At 64.6% G+C, this 20,249-nt stretch carries 13 protein-coding genes and 1 other RNA gene; 4 read left to right on the plus strand and 10 right to left on the minus strand.

The genetic code is table 11. From position 1 onward, the window contains the following. Positions 1-845 precede the first annotated feature (845 nt). Positions 846-1,076, minus strand: a complete 231-nt coding sequence (locus XpruCFBP8353_RS07755; protein ID WP_101362713.1) for a hypothetical protein — start codon at positions 1,074-1,076, stop codon at positions 846-848. Positions 1,077-1,697: 621 nt separating this feature from the next. On the opposite strand from XpruCFBP8353_RS07755, the gene pgaA reads away from it, so the two are divergent. The 4 genes from pgaA to pgaD are packed head-to-tail and all read left to right on the plus strand — an operon-like array spanning position 1,698 to position 7,503. Continuing rightward, the gene (gene pgaA, locus XpruCFBP8353_RS07765) at positions 1,698-3,740 is read left to right on the plus strand and encodes a poly-beta-1,6 N-acetyl-D-glucosamine export porin PgaA (RefSeq protein ID WP_101362714.1); all 2,043 of its coding nucleotides are present in this window, start codon (positions 1,698-1,700) and stop codon (positions 3,738-3,740) included. A 52-nt stretch (positions 3,741-3,792) separates the two neighbouring features. Continuing rightward, complete coding sequence (pgaB, locus tag XpruCFBP8353_RS07770) at positions 3,793-5,640, plus strand: poly-beta-1,6-N-acetyl-D-glucosamine N-deacetylase PgaB (protein WP_407071309.1); 1,848 nt, start codon at positions 3,793-3,795, stop codon at positions 5,638-5,640. Position 5,641: 1 nt separating this feature from the next. Beyond that, positions 5,642-6,895, plus strand: a complete 1,254-nt coding sequence (pgaC, locus tag XpruCFBP8353_RS07775; RefSeq protein ID WP_101362716.1) for a poly-beta-1,6-N-acetyl-D-glucosamine synthase — start codon at positions 5,642-5,644, stop codon at positions 6,893-6,895. Next, on the plus strand, positions 6,892-7,503 hold the full coding sequence (gene pgaD / locus XpruCFBP8353_RS07780; protein ID WP_101362717.1) for a poly-beta-1,6-N-acetyl-D-glucosamine biosynthesis protein PgaD: 612 nt from the start codon (positions 6,892-6,894) through the stop codon (positions 7,501-7,503). The genes pgaC and pgaD overlap by 4 nt, the downstream gene beginning before the upstream one ends. 365 nt (positions 7,504-7,868) lie before the next feature. Here the strand turns inward: pgaD and XpruCFBP8353_RS07785 are convergent. The 9 genes from XpruCFBP8353_RS07785 to galA form a co-directional block, all read right to left on the minus strand. Beyond that, a non-coding RNA gene (locus XpruCFBP8353_RS07785) (sX9 sRNA) lies at positions 7,869-7,944 on the minus strand. 61 nt (positions 7,945-8,005) lie between these two features. After that, positions 8,006-9,160, minus strand: a complete 1,155-nt coding sequence (gene nagA, locus XpruCFBP8353_RS07790) for an N-acetylglucosamine-6-phosphate deacetylase (protein WP_101362718.1) — start codon at positions 9,158-9,160, stop codon at positions 8,006-8,008. Positions 9,161-9,162: 2 nt separating this feature from the next. After that, positions 9,163-10,191: an SIS domain-containing protein gene (locus XpruCFBP8353_RS07795; RefSeq protein WP_101362719.1), complete on the minus strand. Its 1,029-nt coding sequence runs from the start codon at positions 10,189-10,191 to the stop codon at positions 9,163-9,165. A gap of 6 nt (positions 10,192-10,197) precedes the next feature. Further along, complete coding sequence (locus XpruCFBP8353_RS07800; RefSeq protein ID WP_101362720.1) at positions 10,198-11,265, minus strand: LacI family DNA-binding transcriptional regulator; 1,068 nt, start codon at positions 11,263-11,265, stop codon at positions 10,198-10,200. Positions 11,266-11,305: 40 nt separating this feature from the next. Next, a complete protein-coding gene (locus XpruCFBP8353_RS07805) occupies positions 11,306-12,583 on the minus strand; it encodes a sugar MFS transporter (RefSeq protein ID WP_101362721.1) in 1,278 nt (425 codons plus the stop codon). A gap of 44 nt (positions 12,584-12,627) precedes the next feature. Then, positions 12,628-13,350, minus strand: a complete 723-nt coding sequence (locus XpruCFBP8353_RS07810; protein ID WP_162301007.1) for a GntR family transcriptional regulator — start codon at positions 13,348-13,350, stop codon at positions 12,628-12,630. Positions 13,351-13,609: 259 nt separating this feature from the next. Further along, a complete protein-coding gene (locus XpruCFBP8353_RS07815; protein WP_101362723.1) occupies positions 13,610-14,770 on the minus strand; it encodes an acyltransferase family protein in 1,161 nt (386 codons plus the stop codon). A gap of 121 nt (positions 14,771-14,891) precedes the next feature. After that, positions 14,892-17,288, minus strand: coding sequence for an alpha-N-acetylglucosaminidase (locus tag XpruCFBP8353_RS07820; protein WP_101362724.1), 2,397 nt, complete (start codon positions 17,286-17,288; stop codon positions 14,892-14,894). Next, positions 17,285-20,179: a beta-galactosidase GalA gene (gene galA / locus XpruCFBP8353_RS07825; RefSeq protein WP_101362725.1), complete on the minus strand. Its 2,895-nt coding sequence runs from the start codon at positions 20,177-20,179 to the stop codon at positions 17,285-17,287. Before galA ends, XpruCFBP8353_RS07820 begins: the two co-directional genes overlap by 4 nt. Positions 20,180-20,249 lie beyond the last annotated feature (70 nt).

Below are 20,249 nucleotides of genomic sequence, written 5' to 3' on the forward strand. Positions count from 1 at the left end.
CAGCAAGCCGCGGACCGCCGCGCTCAATGGCGCGCGTAGTGGCGACTGCCTATGGGCCGCATTGCCCGAAGCAACGCCACGCGCCTGCAGGGCGTTGGCTGCAGCGGCGCTCGGAAAACGCCGTCTACTTGCGACCTGCGACGTTGCGCAGGGACGATCATGCGCCTGGATCGGCTGCGCGGTGGCTGTGCGGATTGATTCAGCAGACAACGGAAACAAACGGGGAAACAGCATTGTGTTGACCTCGTGGCTGATACGTCAGGTCGCAACCCTCAAGTTGCACTAGGACGCGCGATGCACGCGCATGCCACGATCCGTCCCCTGTGCCGGACCGCAGCCAGCGATCCGCGCCGCCTTTGCCGCGCAAGGATCGAAACGCCAGTCGATGCAGATCGGCCGGCGGTGGATTGATGGAACGGAAGACACTCCTGATCACTGATAACGTTATCAGTGAAGATGCCTTCCACCAGTGGCACTGTCAACCTGACGCTGCCAGCGGGCGAGTTCAGACAAGAAGTATTACTTGCGTTGGCCGCGACGGAACACTAGCGTGATTCTTGCGCGGATCCTCAAGAAGAAGGGAGCAGGCGACCGGGTCCAGCAGGCCCACTGCCTGCGCGGTGCGCCCGATGGCGGCAACCGGCGGACGTGCAGGGAGAGTGGGGGGGATAGTGTCGATGTCGATGTCGGCTTGTCGGCCTTGCTCGTGGCACGTCTGCCTGGTCGATGCACGTCAGCTGCATCTCTTGCATCCGTGGCCCGCAGCTTTGGCCGGGGCATCGTCGAAGCTGCGGGTGAGCATCGTTGCGCGCGCCCGTACCAGGTGCTGATAGCCGCCGAAATTTTCAGTATTCAGCGTTTTCCTTCTGCACCTGGTTGCACAAGATGCCGATCGTGATGATGTGCCGGAGTCTTGTGCCTATGGTTGTCGGTGCGATCGCCGCAAGCGGGCGGCTGCGCGGATCATGTCGACTGACCAGCAACGACGCCTGGAACCTCGCCAAGGGATGACGACTGTCTGCATTGCAGCCCAGTCTTGCGCGGTCACCGGACACCTTGCCAAGCGAACCGGCCATGTCGTCGCAATCGCCATCCCAATCACCCAGTGCGTGCTTCCGGCGATGACGCCATCAGCAAGCCGCAGCGTCGCCGAGAATCAGACCGTTGCAGAAATAATTGCCGGACCTGCTTTAACTTTGTGGAATTTACATCTGTAAAAATGTATTCGTGCACATATTGACGGCGCGGTCGTTCACTTCCAGAACGAGATCCGGCCAGGTATCTGCATGCAGACGAAGCGAACGCAAAGCTTGCCCATACTTGCAAGCCGGACCTGGGTGCGCTCATCGCTACGCTCGCCCCCCTTGCGCACGATCCGCGAAATGATGCGGCGTTGCCTGCCTCTCCACAGAACCGGCACCAACGAATGACACAGGAGGTCAGAACCTGACGCGCCTCATGCCCGGCATGCGTCACCCCGAAATCACCACCCGCGACAGAAAACGGTCGCAAGGCCCCACCACGGTCATCGCCAGCTCGAATCGAAGGCCATGAACGACAAAAATATGGCGCAAAACCACCGTATTCGATGCGACACCGGGCGAAAAGCGCGATAAACATCGGAATGTCGCAACTGGCACATATTTTGCTCTTTTTCCGATCCTTCAATTCGCAAGATAGCGGCGCTTGGAATCTTCATGACTGTTGGAAAATTCCCGCTCGCTGTCTGCGTATGCCTGACATGCGCCACGGTGACGCCCAGGGGACACGCAGCCACCTCAAGCCTCGGCGCGTCGCGTGCCGACCGGCTTGCCGAGATCAGCCGTTACCGCGATCAGGCTCGCTGGATCGACGCACTCGCCGCGGTCGAGCGCGCCCAATCGGAACAATCCGACGACGCCCTGCTGTACAAGCTGCAGACGCTGACGCTGAGCGACATCGGCAATGCCTGGCTCGCCTGGCAGTTGTGCAAGGCGCGCCCGGACCTGTTTGACCAGGACCAGAAAGCGCACCTGGAGTCGAACTACCTGGCCAAGCTGGTGAACTGGAGTCTGGCCTATGGCGAAAGCGAAGACACCCGTCTGACCGAGGCCGAAGACGCGCTGGCGCAGATGGAGCAGTACGTGCAGCGCGAGGCCCGCCCGCCGGCACAGGTACCACTGCGCATCCGCATGGATCGCCTGATCCTACTCAACCGTCTGGGCAGGCATTCCCAGGTGCGCGACGAAGCCAACGCCCTGCAACGCGAAGGCCATCCCCTCCCCGACTATGTGCTGCCGGCGGTGAGCGATTCGACGATGGCGACCCGGCACCCGGCCGAAGCGATCCCACTGCTGAAAACCGTCCTGAAGAACGACCCGGGGCGCTCCCAGTCACGCTCCCAGCTTGTCTACGCATACTTGGAGACCGAACAGGCGGAACAAGCAATCGACTACCTGCAATCCTGGAAGAAGGACGAGCCAGCGTGGCGCTGGGGCGGCGGCAAGAGCCGCTATGCCAACTGGGCCCGTTACGAAGCCGACCTGAACATGGCCATGATCCACGCCTACAGCGGCGACCTGCCCACCGCACAGCGGGCGCTGGAAAGCCTGCTGGCGGTCGGCCCCGGCAACGGCGGCCTGCAGACCGCACTGGGCAGTGTGTATCAGATGCGTGGTTGGCCACGCCGGGCGCTGGAACGGCATCAGATGGCCTACACGCTGGACCCGCGCGATGTCTCGCCACGCGTCGGCATGTACGAATCCTATATCCAATTGCAGCGCGACGACCTGGCCCGCCCCCTGCATGACAGCCTGCTCGCCCGCTATCCCAACCAGCCTTCCGTGCTGCACATGGACCGCGACTGGCGCGCCCACGGTGGCTGGCAACTACAGGCCGCCGCCGAAGGCAGCCACAGTTCGAGCGGCGGCGGGAACTCGCCACTGGGCAATAACGACCAGCACTACGGCATGGAAGCGGACTCGCCGATCCTGGACGACCGCTGGCGCCTGTTCGCCTCCGCCGATCGGCGCTCGGTCACCTTCCAGAGCCGCTACATCGATCCCTTGTGGCTCAGTGGCGGCGTGCGCTATCGCTTCGGTCACATCGATGCCGAAGCCGCCATGGCGCATCCCAGCGACAACATCGGAGAGACCGGCCTGCGCGCCAGTCTGGGCTGGCAGTTCAACGACCAGTGGCATGCCCGCATGGCCGCCGCACGCAACGATCCGGAAGCCTCCATGCAGGCACGCATATCGGGCATCACCGCCGACACTATGGCGCTGGCCCTGGACTACACCCGGGACGAACGCATGCACTGGCGGCTGGGCGGCAGTCAGTTCCGCTACGACGACGGCAACCGCCGCGACACCATCAGCAGCGCCATCGAGCAGCGGCTACTGAGCCAGCCACGCTTGCTCATCGATGGCCTGGGCAGCGTCTACGCCAGCCGCGGCAGTCGCGATGATGCGCCCTATTTCAACCCTTCGCATGACCGCTCGATGGAGCTCGGTCTGCGCATCAACCAGCAGCTATGGCGCCACTACGAACGCGGTTTCCGCCAGCGCCTGACCGTCTCGGTGGGAGACTACTGGCAGCAGCGGTACGGCAGCTCGCTGATTCCCAGCGTGGGCTATCGCCACGAATGGCAGCTCGGCCAGGGCCGGACATTTGAATACGGTGCCAGTTGGTCACGTCCGGTCTATGACGGCCGGCGCGAACGTCATCTCGGCGTCGATGCCGCAATGCACTGGGGAGAGTGAGATGGAAACAACGCTTCGCAATCTGATGCGCGTACTTGTGTTGGGTGTGCTGATGTCGATCCTGCCCGTGCAGGCCAAGTCGCCGGTCGACCCGGATGCCGTCGACAATGGCCTGCTGGTCCTGAGCTACCACGACATCCGCGACGATGTGCGCGAGAAGGCCGATGCCGATGCCTACGCAGTCAGCACCCAGAACTTCGCCGCGCACCTGGACTGGCTGTCGGCGCACGACTACCACCCCATTTCGCTCTCGCAACTGATCAAGGCCTCGCAGGGCAAAGCCACACTGCCGCCGCGAGCGGTGCTGCTCACCTTCGACGACGGACTGCGCAGCATGTACACCCGCGTCTATCCGCTACTGCGCGCCTATCACTATCCGGCGCTGGTGGCGGTGATCACCGACTACGTGGACATGGCGCCTGATCGCACCATCGACTATGGCTACCGCCCGTTCGGCCACGACGATTTCCTCACCTGGGACCAATTGCGCGAGATGCGGGCCAGCGGCCTGATCGAAGTGGCCAGCCATACCGACAACCTGCATCACGGCGTGCAGTCCAATCCGTACGGTAACCAGGCCCCGGCGGTGAATACCCGGATCTACGACCCCACGACACAACGTTACGAGGACGTCGGGCAATATGCCGAGCGCCTGCGCCAGGACCTCGGCCGCAGCGTGCAACGCATCGAGCATGAGCTGGGCGTGCGCCCACGGGCGATCGTGTGGCCATATGCGGCCTACAATCAGATGAGCAACGACATCGCCGAGCAACTCGGCATGCCGGTCTCCTTCGATCTGGAAGGCCGTAGCACGCCGGTCACTCACGACCTGCATGGCCTGGCGCGCCTGCTGGTGACCAACAATCCGACCGTGACAGGACTGGCGTTCGAACTACGTCGCAACCCTGCACTGGATGGAACCCGCGCGCTGCAGATCGATCTCGATTCGCTCTACGACAGCGATCCGGCGCAGCAGGCCCGCAACCTGGACACGCTGATCGACAGGGTCAAACGCATCGGCCCGACCCACGTCTATCTGCAGGCCTTCGCCGATCCGGACGGTAACAACACCGCCAGTGCGCTGTACTTCCCCAACCGGCACATGCCGATGCGCGAGGATCTGTTCAATCGCGTCGCCTGGCAGTTGAAGACCCGTGCCGGAGTGAAGGTCTACGCCTGGCTGCCGGTACTGGGCTATGAACTGCCCGACCTGAAGCAACGCGAGGCGCTGCGCATCCACAGTACCGAACGCGACGGCATGTACCGCCTGGATTTCACCAATCCGCAGGCGCGACAGATCATCAAGGACATCTACGAAGACCTCGCCATCAACTCGTACATGGAGGGTATCTTGTTCCATGACGATGGCTACCTGCGCGACACAGAATTACCGCAGTTGCCGCCGGAAGGCCACGACGGTCTCCGCACCCAGGCGCTGATCGACTTCACCATGGAACTGCGCGACAGCGCGCAACGCTGGCGGCCGAAGCTGGGCACGGTGCGCAATCTTTACGCACAACCGGTCCTGCAACCGCAGAGCGCCGCCTGGTTCGCCCAACGCCTGGATCTGTTCAACCGGGCCTATGACCGTACCGCCCTGATGGCCATGCCGTGGATGGAAGGCAGCAAAGACCCGGAGCACTGGCTGGACACGCTGGTCGCGGCGGTCCGCGCGCAAGACCCGGAAATGAAACACACCCTGTTCGAACTGCAGACGGTGGACTGGCACACCCAGACGCCGATCAGCGGCGAGCGCCTGATCGCGCAGATCCACCGCCTGCAGTCACAGGGCGTGCGCCATTTTGCGTGGTATCCGGATGACTTCATCGGCAACAGGCCGTCGACGGAGGACGCACGCGCGGCGATGTCCGCACGCAACTTCCCTTACCCGGACAAGTGACATGGACACGTCCGCATGGCTGTACGGCCTGTTCCAGTTCGCCTTCTTCTATCCGATCATGATGGCGTTCTTCTGGATCTCCGGCGGCCTGTACTACTTCTTCCGACGCGAACGGAAGTCGCGGCCACGCAACGACCCACCACCAATGGGCCAGTACCCGTCCGCCAGCCTGCTGATTCCCTGCCATAACGAATCGGACAATCTGGACGACACCATCGGCAGCGCACTGGCCCAGCGCTACCCGGACTTCGAGGTGATCGCCATCAACGATGGCAGCCGCGACGATACCGGCCCGCGCCTGGACATACTGGCGGCACGGCATCCGCGTCTGCGCGTGATCCACTTGGACCGCAACCTGGGCAAGGCCAACGCGCTGCGCATGGGCGCGCTGGCAGCGCGCTCGGAGTACCTGATCTGCATCGATGGCGATGCGATGCTGGAAGAATTCGCCATGCACTGGATGGTCTGGCACCTGTCCAGCGGTCCACGAGTGGGCGCGGTGACAGGCAATCCACGCATCCGCAATCGCTCGACCCTGCTAGGCCGGCTGCAGGTGGCCGAGTTCTCCTCGATCATCGGCATGATCAAGCGCGCGCAACGCGTCTACGGCCGCATTTTCACCGTGTCGGGCGTGATCGCGGGATTCCGTCGCACCGCGCTGCACCGCATCGGCTACTGGGCCGACGACATGATGACCGAGGACATCGACATCAGCTGGCGCTTGCAGCTGGATCACTGGGACATCCGTTACGAGCCCAATGCGCTGTGCTTCATCCTGATGCCGGAAACCCTCAAGGGCTTGTGGCGGCAGCGCCTGCGCTGGGCCCAGGGAGGCGTGGAGGTGCTGCTGCGCCATGGCCGCTCCCTGTTCAGTTGGCGCAAACGACGCATGTGGGGCGTGCTGCTGGAATACATCCTGAGCGTCCTGTGGGCTTACAGCATCGTGTTGATCGCGGTCCTGTGGGCGCCACGCCAGTTCTTTGCGCTGCCGACAGCGGTAAGCATCCACGGACTGCTGCCGCAATGGCACGGGGCGGCCATGGTGCTGGTCTGCCTGTTGCAGTTCGCCAGCAGCCTGATCATCGACCGTCGCTACGAAAAACGAATCGGCCGCAACTATTTCTGGGTGATCTGGTACCCGATCGCATACTGGTTGCTCAGCCTGTGCACGACGGTGGTCGCCTTGCCCAAGACCCTGCTCAAGCGCCGCGGCAAGCGCGCAATCTGGGTCAGCCCAGACCGGGGAATCCGATGAAAGCCCCCCACACGGACGCGACCAAGCCTGAAACGGAGCGCTTCAATTCGCACCTGATACGGAAACCGCATCAGCAGTCGCTTCTGCAACGTGTCGCCTGGAGCATTCTGACCCTGGCCGGCTGGGGCTTCTATCTCTCGCTGTGGGCACCGCTGGCATCCACGCTCTGGGAACTGTTGAACGGACGACTGACCTGGGCGCAAGCGCACGGACAGGATCGATACCTGGACCCGTTCATGGTCGTGGCGCTACCGGGCCTGCTGATCTGCTGTCCCGCGTTGCTGATCGGATGGGCCGAATACAACCGCCTCCGCTTCAGCGGTGAGGAGCGCCGTACGGCGTTGAAGAATGTGGAGCGCAGCGAGATCGCCCGTTCCCTTGGCGCGAGCCAGGCGCTGGCCGAGCAACTGGCCACAGCCAAGGCGGTGACCCTGCATATGGACGAGCATGCACGACCGGTCGGTATGACCATGCAGGCGCTCCCGCCACCGCATCACGACCCCCGCACCGGCAGCGGATCGGTCGTGCCGTCTCAGTGGCGCACCAGTCCATCGCGCCGCAGCCCGCAACGCTCCGCAGCAAGGAAGTCCAGACCCAGCGGACCGTAACGTGCAAAGGGCGGAGTCGGGATGCCGATCTCCGTTGTCCAGGCCGAGCGCTCCGGCATCGGAGCAGCACGAGCAGGCATGCACCATCACCGCCGCCGCGCGCCGCCAGCGCACCACCTTCTCAGCATTGGCGGTATCGGCGGCAGCACCGACCTCAGTGCAGTCCGAACAATAGCGGCGGATATGGGCGCGCGCGGCTCCTTGATCCGGCACCATCATGATCGCCAGCAAGCACGTCGCCGAGCACGTCCATGCTCTATGACCACGTGTTGGGTGCACTGACCAGAGCGAGCGACAGCGAGCTCGTACGCGACGGCTGCGTCGCCTGCCAGCGCGCGCAGCTGTCCGTCCTTCGGATTTAGAGCGGCTAACAAAACGTAGCGAGCAGCCGTCAGGTGGGCGCGGACGGCGCGCAGGAACCGGAGTGTACGCGTGGTACATGCCGATTCCGAGCACCGGCCGCGCCCGCCTGGCGGCTGCGCAGTAGGTTTGCTAGCTGCTCTTAGTCGCGCTGCCCAGCGATCCAGGTGCCCAGCACCTGCACGTCGGCATCCACCAGCACTAGGTCGGCCTGGTAGCCTGGCGCGATGCGGCCGAGACGTTCGCCAAGGCCGATGCATTGCGCCGGATACGTCGAGGCCATGCGCGCGGCTTCAGACAAGTCCACGCCCAGCAAGCGCACGCTGTTGCGCACCGCCGTGGCCATGTCCAATGCCGACCCTGCGAGCGCGCCGTCCGCATTGCGGACCACCCCATCGACAGCAGTGATGCTTTGGCCATACAGATCGAAGCTGGGGCTGTCGGCGCCGACCATCGGCATGGCATCGGTGACCAGCAGCACCTTGCCGCGCGGTTTGGCCGCCAGCGCCACACGCAGGCTGGCCGGATGCACGTGCACGCCATCGACGATGACCCCACACCACACCTGCGGGTTTTCCAACGCGGCGCCGACGGCGTTGGGCTCGCGCCCGGCCAGCTGCGACATCGCGTTGTACACGTGCGTAAATCCGCTCACCCCGGCAGCGATGCCGTCGCGTGCCTGCTCGTAGGTCGCCGCGGTGTGACCTGCGAACACGATCGCGCCGCCGGCAACGAAGGCACGAATAGCGTCCAGCGGCACGCGCTCGGGTGCGAGCGTGATCAAGGTGATGCCGTTGTCCAGCGACGTGTCGACGGCAATCTCGTGCGCGTCCGGCAACCGAAACTTGTGTTCGTCATGCGTGCCCTTGCGTGCAGGACTGAGGTACGGGCCTTCCAGATGGATGCCGAGCACGCCGGGGACACCTTGCGCGATGGCTGCGCGGGTGGCCTCGATCGCTTCGGCCATCACCTGCGCGGTGTCGCTGATCAGCGTCGGCAGCATGCCCGTCGTGCCGAAGCGGCGATGCGCCGCGGCAATCGTGGCCAGCGCCTGCGGGTCGCGCGCATTGTTGAACAGCACCCCGCCGCCGCCATTGACCTGGATGTCGATGAAGCCAGGCAGCAAGGTCGCGCCGCCCAGATCCACGCGCATTGCGGCCTGCGCAACGCGTACGTCGTCGGCCGGCACGATCGCCTGGATCTGCGCACCGTCCAGCAGCACGACCAGGCCATCCTGCAGGCCGTCATCGGTGAGTACGCGCGCATTGCACAATGCCTGAGTGCGGGAAGCATCCATGTTCAAACGGTTTCCGTGACCTTGTTCAAGTGCGGCGGAAGATCGGGATTGTTGCCGCGCTGCAGCGCCAGTGCGTTGATCGCACGATAGAAGCTCTGCACGGTCAGCAGCGGCGCACACGCCGGGTGCGCGGCCTCTGCCAGCGGCAAATCGCCGCCGGGTGCGGCCAGCCACACCTGCGCGCCCCGCGCGCGGAATTCTTCGGCCAGTGCGCGGGTGCCGGCACCGGTCTCGTCAGGCTGCTCGAACACCAGCACCGGGAAGCCCGGCCCCACGAGGGCCATCGGCCCGTGTTTGACCTCGGCCGAGCTATAGGCCTCGGCATGCAGGCCGCAGGTTTCCTTGAACTTCAATGCCGCTTCCTGCGCCGCGCCCAGGCCCAGGCCGCGGCCGAGCACGAACAGGTTGTGTGCAGGCACCAAGCCAGCGGTGAGTGCCGACCAATCGGCCTGCCAAGCGCTGCGCAACTGCTGCGGCAATGCATCGAGCGCGGCAAGCAACGTTGGGTCGTTCTTCCACACTGCGCCCAGTTGCAGGACTGCTGCCAGCGAGGCGAGATAGCTCTTGGTGGCGGCCACGCTTTTTTCCGGGCCGGCGCCCAGCGGAATCACCACCTCGGCCAGCTGCGCCAGCGGCGAATCTTCCACATTGACCAGGGCGACCACGCGCGCGCCGGCGGCCTTGGCGGCTTCGGCATTGCGCAGCAGATCGGGACTTTTGCCCGATTGCGAAATCACGATGTACAGCGCACCACGCAATTGCAGCGGCGCTGCGTACACCGAGCCCACCGATGGCGATGCGGAGGCGGTGACGATGCCGAGCTGCGTCTCGAACAGGTATTTGGCATAGGTCGCGGCGTGATCGGAGCTGCCGCGCGCGCAGGTCACCACGAACGGCGGCGGGTTATCACGCAACGATTGCGCAAGCGCAGCGATGGTGCTGGCGTTACGCGCGAACTGTGCAGCAACCACATCGGCGGTCTGCGCCGCTTCGCGGAACATCAAGGTGTCGGTTTCGGTGGGAAGGCTCATCGTGGCTCAGGCGGATTCGGGGGGAAGGAGTTTGCCGGTGGACGCAGGCGCCGGCGCGGTAGAGCCGCGCACCACCAGTTGCGGCACGAAGCCACGGTTCTGCAATTGCGCGGGTTGGTCGTCGTAGGCATCGCTACGCAGCTGGCTGATCAACAGGCGTGCAGCATGCCGCGCGATGTCGTCGGTGGCCTGCTTGGCGGTGGTCAATGCCGGCCACGACTGCCGCGAGAACGGGCTGTCTTCGAAGCCGGCGATCGACAACTCATACGGCACGTTCATGCCGGTGGACTTGGCCGCGGCCAGCACGCCGGCGGCGATTTCGTCGTTGCTGCCGAAGATGGCGGTGGGCGGCTCGCGCAACGACAGCAACCGACGCGCGCCACGGAAGCCATCGTCGAAGGTGTAGTCGCCGGGAATCACCAGGTGCTTGTCCAGCGCAATGCCATAGTCCTTCAACGCCGCCTCGTAGCCGGCATAGCGCTCGCCGCTGGAGCGATGCTGCGGGCCGCCCCACAGGAAACCGATGCGTTGATGGCCGAGCTGGATCAGATGCTCGGTGATTTCATAGGCGGCATCGCGGTCGTCGATATACACGCACGGGCCGTCGCCCGGATCATCGGTCGAGGCGATGATGCGCACGCTCTTGATGCCGCGTGCCGCCAGGCCGGCGAGCAGTTCGGGGCGTTCGGACATCGGCGCGGTCAACACCACGCCGGCCAGACGCGAGCGCTGCACCCATTCGGCCAGTTCTTCGGCCAGCAACGGCGAGGTGGAATCGCAGGGATGGATCTGCAGGCCGAAGCCGGTTTCGCGGCACGCGGCCAGCACGCCGTTCTGGATGCCGATGATGTGGTACGGGTTGGGGTTGTCGTAGACCAGACCGATCACGAACGGCGTGCCGCTGCGCAGATTGCGCGCGGACGGATCGGGTTCGTAGTCGAGATCGGCGATGGCGCGCAGCACGCGCGCACGTGTGGCCTGCATCACCGACGGCTCGTTGTTGATCACCCGCGACACGGTCTTCAACGAGACCTTGGCGCGTTCGGCGACATCTTTGATGGTGGGCCTGCGCATGGATGTACCTTGTCCGTCGGAACGCATCATGCCGCCGTGATCACTTGGCCTGGGCCGGCAGGCCCACGCGATGGCCGCGCAGCGAATAGAACAGGATGTACAGATAGCACGGCACCATCAGCGCAGCGAACACCACCTGGAAGTCGTAGTGCTGTTTGAGAATGGCGAACAGCTGCGGAATGATCGCGCCGCCGGCAATGCCCATCACCAGCAGTGCCGACCCGATCTCGGTAAAGCGACCGAGGCCGCGAATGGCCAGCGGAAAGATCGCCGGCCACATCATCGCGTTGGCAAAGCCCAGCGCAGCGACGAAGCCCACCGACACATAGCCGTGTGTGAGCAAGGCACCGAGCGAGAACAGCACGCCCAGCACGGCCGACACGCTCAGGTAGCGCGCCTGCGAGATCACACGCGGAATCAGCACCAGGCCGGCGATATAGCCCAGCAACATCGCGCCCAACGTGTAGGAGGTGAAAATCTTGGTGCTGTCCAGCGGTAGATCGAAGCCGTGGCCGTAGGTGCCGATGGCATCGCCAGCCATCACTTCCACGCCCACATAGACGAACAGACACAGCACGCCCAGCCACAAATGCGGGAACTGGAAGATGCTGGATTTCTGCACGCCGGCCTTGGTGCCCGGCGTGGCATTGGCTTCGGAGGCCTTGAGCTCCGGCAGCGGCGAGAACAGGACGCCGATGGCCAGCAGCAACAGCACCCCGGACATCACCAGATACGGTGCGTGGATTTGCGCAGCAAACGCAGTCAGCAGGGTTTCCTTGGTTGCCGCGTCGGCACTGGCCACCTGCGCGGACAGATCGCCGATGCCGTGCAGCACCAGCGAGCCGATCAGGATCGGCGCCAGGATGCCGGCGATCTTGTTGCAGATGCCCATCAAGGCGATGCGGCGCGCGGCGCTTTCGATTGGCCCGAGAATGCTGATGTACGGGTTGATCGCCGTCTGTAGCAGCGCCAGGCCGCTACCGATCACGAACAGGCCGCCCAGCGCGCCCGGATACCAGCGCTGCGTCGCGAACTGGCCAAAGCCTGCTGCGCCAACGGCCATCACCACCAGACTCAGCGCCAGGCCCTTCTTCATGCCGGTGCGCTTGAGAATCCACGACGAAGGCAAGGCCAGAAAGAAGTACGACAGGTAGAACACCATCAGCACCAGGAAGGCATTGACCTCGTTTAGGTCGAACGCCAGCCGCACGAAGGTGATCAGCGGCCCGTTGATCCAGGTGAAAAAGCCGATGATGAAAAACAGCACGCCGACGATGGCGATCGAGACAACGGGATTTGCAGGCCTGGCGGTAGTCATGGATCGGCTGGCTCTATAGGTTGTCGTAAGGAATGCCGTCGGCGTCAGCGGCGCAGTTCGGCGACGAAATCGTAGAAATCGTTATGGCAATAGGTATCGGTCAATTCGATCGCGCTGCCGTCGCGCGCATAGCCCACGCGCACTACGTGCAGAATCGCCTCGCCGGTTTTCATGCGCAGGTGTTCGGCCAACCGCGCCGGCAAATTGATGGCGCGGAAGTACTGCAGCGCGCGTACCACCGGCGTGCCCTGTGCATCCAGATAGCTATAGAGCGAATCGCCGATCTGCTGCGGGTCGACGACGATGCGTTGCGGCAATACCGCATGTTCGTAGGCCATCACGCGGTCGTCGGCACTGCGCAGACGCGTCAGCGAGGCCACCGCCGCATCCGGCGACAAGCCCAGCCGCAAGATCTCTTCGCCATGTGCCGGGCGTAGCCGCCGCTCCAGCCAGCGCGTGCCGGGCTCATAGCCCTTGATGCGCAGCGTTTCGCTGAAGCTGGTCAAGCCGCTGAGTTGATGCTGGATCTGGGTGGTGACGAAGGTGCCGGCGCCCTGCCGGCGCGAGACCAGGCCCTGTTCGACCAGCACATCCACCGCTTGGCGCAGGGTGACCCGCGAGATTTGCAGCCGCTCGCACAGCTGGCGCTCGGCCGGCAGCGCCTCGCCGGCTTTCCACTGACCGCCACGGATGGCGTCGGTGAGCTTGGCGGCCAATTGCAGATACAGCGGTGTCGGCGCAGAAACATCCAGCGCCAGCGCATCCATCCTGGGGTCGTCGTCCGTCCTGGCGTTGGTTCTCGGTTTGGCCATTGCCCGTCCTCCGGACCGACGTGGATTTGTTAGGTCCAATATAGTACCAATTTGCCCCGCGCGCACTAGGCCGTGGATGACCGCGAACGTGGGCGACAGCGTGCCCTGCGGTGCCGCGACGCTTAAACCGCATCGGTCTGGTCGGCGTCGTGCAGGCGTGGACAGAGCGGGTCAGCGCATTGCAACCCGGCGCATCGCCGGGTTGGCGGTGCCGTCACAGCCGCAGATACCAGCGCCGCCGATCCATCCACCAACCCACGGCGCAGCACACCAGCGTGTAGCTCAGCGCGCACAGCAGCGAACCCAATGGACCCGGCGCAATGGTCTGGAACACGCGGGTCCCGGCCCAGGCATACAGGTCCAGGCCGGAGCTGCCGGCCGGGATCAGCCGCAACACCACCACGAACAATTCGGAGAACAGGTAGATCGCCAACGGGTTGCGCCCCAGCACGGTGAACAAGCCGCTGCCGCCGATCCAGCCACGCAACTCCAGCAGGTACACCAGGACGCCCAGCGCCAGTAGATCCAGGCCGACCGTGCAAGCGACAAACGACCCGCTCCAGAGTTTCTTCGACAATGGCCAGGCGGGCGCCCAAAGCAGCGCCAGCAGCACCAGGCCCACGCCAGCCAGTAATAAAGTGCGCGTACTGGCAATGGTCTTGCCGTATCGCTGCAGGAAGCGCCCACACAGATAACCGGCCAGCACGTTGACCGTGGCCGACAGCGTGCCGAGCAGGCCCTCAGGATCAAAGCCACCGTCCTTGCGATACAGATGCTCGCGCCCGTATAGCCACAGATCCAGGCGGGTGCCCGCATTGCCGGTCTTGCTCAACTCCGCGCCAGGTTGGCCGAAGACATACAACACTGCCCAATAGCCCAACAGCAGTGCTACGCAGGCGGGCGCAATGCCGCGTGGCGGCAGATAGCGCACCAGTAATGCCGCGGCCAGATAGCACAGGCCGATCCGCTGCAATACACCGGTCAGACGAAGTTGATCGACCGCCGTAAACGCCCATCCACCATCGGGCTGCAGATGGAAAAATGGAAACCAGTACATCAGTACACCGCACAGCACGATCAACGCAGCGCGTTTGCTCACGCGTCCGAGGAACTGCAGATGTGGCGTGTTCGTTGCCAGCGCAAAACTCATCGCGCTACCAACGGCGAACAGGAACGAAGGAAACACCAGATCGGCCAACGTGAAGCCAAACCAGGCCGCGTGGGTCAGCTGCGCGTATGCCTGGGCGCCAGGCCCGGCGGTGTTGACCAGAATCATCAGGAAGATGGTCAGGCCGCGGAACACATCCAGCGAGAGGAAGCGTTCGCGCTTTGGTGGCGCGGTTGCAGTGGCAGCCGCGGGCGTGGGTGCGCTCATTGCACTCCCTCGCCCACGTCGTCGAGGTGGATGCGGCATGTGCACGCACTGCTCGTGGCCTGGGCGCTTACATCGACGCAACTGCGCTCACCTATCAACACCAGGTGCAATACAGACGTATTCATTGAGCGGCGCCTCGCATGGCGCCTTGAACGGCCCCGTAGGCACTCACCTGCCGCTCGCCTTGCCCGTGACCCTGCGCAGCGCTTTGCGCTGGATCGCTTGCATCCACCTGCATCAGCAAGGTATGCAGCAAGCCCAGTGGATCGCGCGGTGGCTGACGCTTCGGCAACGCGTCCTGCGCGGCCCATTGACGTTCCCATGCTGCAAGCTGCTTATCCACTGCCGGCGCGTCGAACGGCGTACCGGCCTTACGTGCAGCACGATACGCGCCAAGAAAGCGCGTCCAGCGCTGCAGATAGAAATCCGCGTACATGCCCTGCCACGCCTTGGACGCGTAATCGGCAAGATTGCCGTCGCCGCCCCAGACACTGACCTGCGCACGCGCATTGCCGACATAGGTGCGACGCAATCCGGCGTCGTTGCCGGCCGCAGCGGCGGCCTGACCGGTCCAGTCGGCCAAGGTTTCGTGTTGACCGCCGACCAGCGCATCCAGCCCCTGTACAAGTTGTTTCGTACGCGCCAGTTGTGCATCGCCGCGCGCGAAGTCGCCGGCGTTGTAGGCCTGCACCACCGCCTGCAATTGACGGTCCGCCTGCAGGCTCAGGTAGTGACGCGCGTCTTCGATCAGATCGTAGCGGTAGAGCGGCGCGTCGGCATAACGGTCGGCCTGCTGCAGCAACGCGTCGATGGCGCGGCGCAGGCGTTGCGGGTCGCCGGGGCGGTCGTCGAAGCCGACGATGTCGGCGGTCGGCCGCTTGAACAGCAGATACGCGCCGGCGCGCTTGTTCCACCAGCGCGGCGACCAGTAGCGGGTCTGGTAGATGCCCGCTTCCAGATCCGACCAAGCCTGCAGCAAGGCCGCATCGCTGCGGCCGTAGCGCGCGCGGGTGTATTGCGTGAGCCATTGCGACCAGGATTGCTGCGGGCCCTCCCAGGCCAGCGCGTAGAGATAGTCGTAGACCACCGAGTTGCTGTGCAGCCCTTCCGGAAACACGCCAAAGCCGCGCAGATTGCGCTTGTCCGGATCGGCCAGCAAGGCCTGCAGATCCTGCCGATAGAACGCGAAATCGCCATACAGCGGATTGCTGGCGCCGTAGTTGTGCACGTAGCCATAGATCCACTGCTTGTTGTCGAAGGCCTGCGCCGCCTTCCAGGTGCCGGGATAGCGGTCGTTGCCGATGTCCAGCACCATCAATCGCGCGTCGGGTACCTTGCCGAGAAACGCAGCGATCGCCTGCGGTTGCCAGAACTCGCGGTCGGCACCGAACAGCCAGCCCTGCATCACCCAGGTGGCTTGCGGATTCACCTGCGCGATGGAGCGATACAACGCCTGCCCGTACTCGGCCAGGCGTGCATCGCGTTGCGCTGGCGGTACTGCCTTGGCGCGTGCGGCATCGGAGTTGGCGATGCTGTCGCCGTACTTGGCGGCGACCACGTCGCTCCCGTCGTCGGCCACCGGCGGCAGCATCTCGTTGAAGGCGTCGGCCAGATAGAACTCGCCTGCACCATAGGCCTGCGTGTACAGCTCCAGGAACCGCCGCGCGACCTTGGCAAACAACGGATCGCGTGGATCCAGCCAATAGGTTTCGTGAAAGCCTTCCCACGCGCGCATGCGGTAGATGCGCGCATGCGGATGCGCCTGCGCGAACGCCTTGGGCACGTAGCCGGCAAATGCCGGCAGCACCGGCTGCATGCCCAGCTCGCGCATGCGCGTCAAGATCTGCTTCTGCAGCACGCGTTTGCTGTCGATCCATTGTTGCGGCAGCGGCGCGCGATAGCCTTCGATATTGCCCATGCGCTGCCAGGGTGTGAACGCCGGACCGGAGAAATACTCCGCCAATGCATCATCGCTGACATCGAACTCCCGCCACAGCGCCTGCCAGATCGCTTCCTGACCCTCCATCGCCAGCGGCATGTCGATGCCATGCAAGGCCATCCAATCGATCTCCCGCTGCCAGCGCGGCCAATCCCAGAACGGCGTGGTGTACCCGTAAGTGCAGGTGTTGAGGTAGGCGCGGTGGGCAAATGGCGTGCGTACTTGGCCACTGCTGTAGGCCGGCCATTGCGCCGGTAGTGCCACGCGATCGCCTTCCCAACTCATCGACGCCGCACCGGCCTGACCAAGATACGCATAGGCGCCACGCGCCAGGGCCACCTGCGAAGAACCGGCAATGCGCACCGTGCCGCCGCCTGCGTCGATGCGATACCAGTCCGCGCCATCGCCGCGCGGCGCCACGGTCATCTCGAACTGATCGGCACGCGTGCCGATCAGACGTTGCAGCACCGCCTGCGCGGGCGGTGCGGCCAGCACGGTGACGGGAGTGGCGAGCAACGCACCCAGCACCACGGCGAACAGGCGCGCAGGCGACGACGTAAAAAACAGTGAGGCGGTCATGGCGAGTTCCGATAATGCACTGTGACGACGTCGTGGAATCCAAACGGTTGATCGGCAGCGACCTGCAGAATCACCGCCAGCGTGCGCTCGCCGGCCGCGGGTGCAAGCGCCACGGTGATCGGTGTCCCTGCCGCTCCCTGGGCAACCGCGTGGCCGTCCAGAAATACCTGCGCCGGCCCGCTGAGGCGGCCCAGGTCGAGCAGGCCGCCGTGGGTTTGCACGCCCTGCCAGGGCGTGAAGTGGGTGCGGTACAACACATGGCCGGCACGTTCGGGAGCGCTTTCCAGCGTACCGGGCAGTGTATTGCTCCAGCTGTTGTTGTCGTTGGGACGGCGCGGGAGATCTGGCGCCGGCGGCTGCGCGAATGCAGCGGTGTGGCGCCAGCTTTCGACCACCATCACCGGCGCCGCGATCGGCACCGACGCCGGCAGCGGCACCGACGTACAGCCGATCTCAAGCGCTGCATCGCGCAATCCCGGGCTACGCGCCTGTAGTCGTAACACGCCTGCGCCGCGCCCGGCCTGCACGATTGCCTGCGCCAGACCGTTGAACAGGGCCACCTGCGTGCGTTGATCGGGCGTATGCGCATTTGGGTCGCCATTGCCGACACCCAGCAGCCGGCCACCGCTGATCTGTAGCGTCAGCACTGCATTGCAATCAGGCACGTGACGCCCCTGCGCGTCCACCGCTTCCAAGGTCACCGGTTGTGCATCGCGACCATCGCCGCGTAGTCCGCTGCGGTCGGGGGTGAGTTTGAGCGCGACCGGCGCGCCGGTGGTTTCCACGCGCGTGCGCGCTACTTCGCGTCCATCGCGCCAGGCCACCGCTTCAAGCACACCCGCCGCATAGTCCACTTGCCACTGATTCGAGTGCGCACGATCCACCGCTTGTTTTCCGAGCGAGCGGCCGTTGAGCCACACCTCCACCTGCTCGGCATTGCAGAACGCCATTACGTTGATGGGCCGGCCTTCATGGTCCGGCCAGTTCCAGTGTGGCAACAGGTGCAGCACCGGCGCATCGTCGATCCACAACGCGCGGCGCAGCCAATAGGCGCCCTTGGCAAATCCGCATTGGTCCATGATGCCGAAGAACGACCCGACCGATGGCCATTCGAACGGCGTGGGTTCGCCGCGATAATCGAAACCAGTCCACACGAAACTGCCGGCGACGAACGGGCGTTCGGCAATCAGCTGCCAGGCGCGGCGATGGGTATTGCCCCAGTCCGCGGCCAGGCTGTCGTCTTCGGCCACCACGTGCGCCTCCAGATCGGTGAACCACGCACCACGCGTCTGAAACGCGCTGGTGTCTTCGCTGGACAGCATCGGCGTGCGCGGACGTGCCGCATGCACGCGGTCGTAGTTGTACTGCCGATAGTTGAAACCGAGCACGTCCACCACATCGGCTGCGCCGCGGGTGGCGAACATGCCATCGTTCATGCCGGCGGTGATCGGGCGGGTGTCGTCGAGCGCACGCACTGCGCTGGCGGCGCGCGCCATGATCGCGTAACCGGTGGCGGTGCCTTGCAGCGGCTCTTCGTTGAGCAGCGACCACAGAAACACGCTGGGATGATTGCGCTGGCGCCGCACCATGTTGCGCAGCAGCGCCACATAGTCGGGCGCAGGATTGAACAAGCGGTTCTCGGCCATCACCAACATGCCGAGCCGGTCGCAGGCCTGCAGCAGTTCCGGCGCCACTGCGTGGTGCAAACGGATGGCATTGCAGCCCATCGACTTCAACCGCTGCAGACGAAAGACATGCAGCGCATCAGGCAGCGCCACGCCGACACCGGCATGGTCCTGGTGCAGGCAGACACCCTTGATCTTGAGCGGACGGCCATTGAGGAAAAAACCAAGATCGGCATCGAAGTGCAGGCTACGAAAACCGACGTCGCACGCAGCACGGTCACTGCGACCGTCTGCGCTGCGCACCTCCGCTTGCAGGCGATACAGCACCGGTGTTTCCACGCTCCAGCGCTGCGGCTGCGGCACGGCGATGCTGATCGCCGCCTGTGCAGTGGCGAAGGCAGCGAGCCGCAGTTGCGTCTGGCCATGCGCCACGACGGCGCCATGCGCATCGTGCAAGACGACCTCTACCCAGGCGTCAGCGGGCTGTTCGCCGCTGTTGACAAGGTCCAACTGCACCGGCACCTGCCAGACATCGCCTGGACCTTCGCGCGGCACCGCTGCCAAGCCGTCGCCGGCGATATGCAGGGGCGCACGCAGCACCAGCCAGGTATGCCGATAGATGCCGCCGCCTTCGTACCACCACCCATCCATGGCCTCGGCATCGACGCGGATGGCGATGCTATTCACTGCATTGCCGTAGCGTGCGACCGGTGTGAGGTCGATGACCAACCCGTTATAGCCGCTCCAACTCCGCGCCATCAGCATGCCATTGACCCACACCGTGGCATGGCTCGCGATACCGTCCAGATGCAGTTCCACCGCCTGGCCGCGCACGGATTCTTCCAGCCGCAGCGTGCGTCGGTACCAGGCGATACCGCGCGGACGATAGCCTTGCGCGATGTTGGCGTCGGCGCGCACAGGTTGCTCGACGACAAAATCGTGCGGCAATTGCAGCTGTCGCCAGGCGGTATCGTCGAAGTCCGGCGCCGCTGCGCCCCAGGCTCGGCCAGCCTTGGCATTGGCGTAGGTCTCATCCTGCTCCAGCAGGTGCGGAAACGGCACATCGCCGGCATGGAAGCGCCACCCCTGGTCAAGATCCAGCCATTGGCCGCCGACATCTGTCGCCGATGCCTGCGGCATGGGGCGCGCCGTGGCGCTATTGCCGACACGTGGGGTGTGCGCGGCTGCCGCGCCAGACACCAACGCGGGCACGCCAAGCAGCGATGAGGCACAGACGCTGCCAGCGAGGAACTCACGCCGGCGCATGGCAGCACCCGGTCGACTGCGTCGCATGCACGCCACGTGGCACACGCATTGCCAGCACTGCACGGCTCGC

The organism is Xanthomonas prunicola, assembly GCF_002846205.1.
Taxonomy (GTDB): domain Bacteria; phylum Pseudomonadota; class Gammaproteobacteria; order Xanthomonadales; family Xanthomonadaceae; genus Xanthomonas; species Xanthomonas prunicola.

Coding starts and splice junctions, on each gene's coding strand:
- XpruCFBP8353_RS07755 (WP_101362713.1), bottom strand. CDS start 1,076: ATGGCCGGTTCGCTTGGCAAGGTGTCCGGTGACCGCGCAAGACTGGGC.
- pgaA (WP_101362714.1), top strand. CDS start 1,698: ATGACTGTTGGAAAATTCCCGCTCGCTGTCTGCGTATGCCTGACATGC.
- pgaB (WP_407071309.1), top strand. CDS start 3,793: ATGTCGATCCTGCCCGTGCAGGCCAAGTCGCCGGTCGACCCGGATGCC.
- pgaC (WP_101362716.1), top strand. CDS start 5,642: ATGGACACGTCCGCATGGCTGTACGGCCTGTTCCAGTTCGCCTTCTTC.
- pgaD (WP_101362717.1), top strand. CDS start 6,892: ATGAAAGCCCCCCACACGGACGCGACCAAGCCTGAAACGGAGCGCTTC.
- nagA (WP_101362718.1), bottom strand. CDS start 9,160: ATGGATGCTTCCCGCACTCAGGCATTGTGCAATGCGCGCGTACTCACC.
- XpruCFBP8353_RS07795 (WP_101362719.1), bottom strand. CDS start 10,191: ATGAGCCTTCCCACCGAAACCGACACCTTGATGTTCCGCGAAGCGGCG.
- XpruCFBP8353_RS07800 (WP_101362720.1), bottom strand. CDS start 11,265: ATGCGCAGGCCCACCATCAAAGATGTCGCCGAACGCGCCAAGGTCTCG.
- XpruCFBP8353_RS07805 (WP_101362721.1), bottom strand. CDS start 12,583: ATGACTACCGCCAGGCCTGCAAATCCCGTTGTCTCGATCGCCATCGTC.
- XpruCFBP8353_RS07810 (WP_162301007.1), bottom strand. CDS start 13,350: ATGGATGCGCTGGCGCTGGATGTTTCTGCGCCGACACCGCTGTATCTG.
- XpruCFBP8353_RS07815 (WP_101362723.1), bottom strand. CDS start 14,770: ATGAGCGCACCCACGCCCGCGGCTGCCACTGCAACCGCGCCACCAAAG.
- XpruCFBP8353_RS07820 (WP_101362724.1), bottom strand. CDS start 17,288: ATGACCGCCTCACTGTTTTTTACGTCGTCGCCTGCGCGCCTGTTCGCC.
- galA (WP_101362725.1), bottom strand. CDS start 20,179: ATGCGCCGGCGTGAGTTCCTCGCTGGCAGCGTCTGTGCCTCATCGCTG.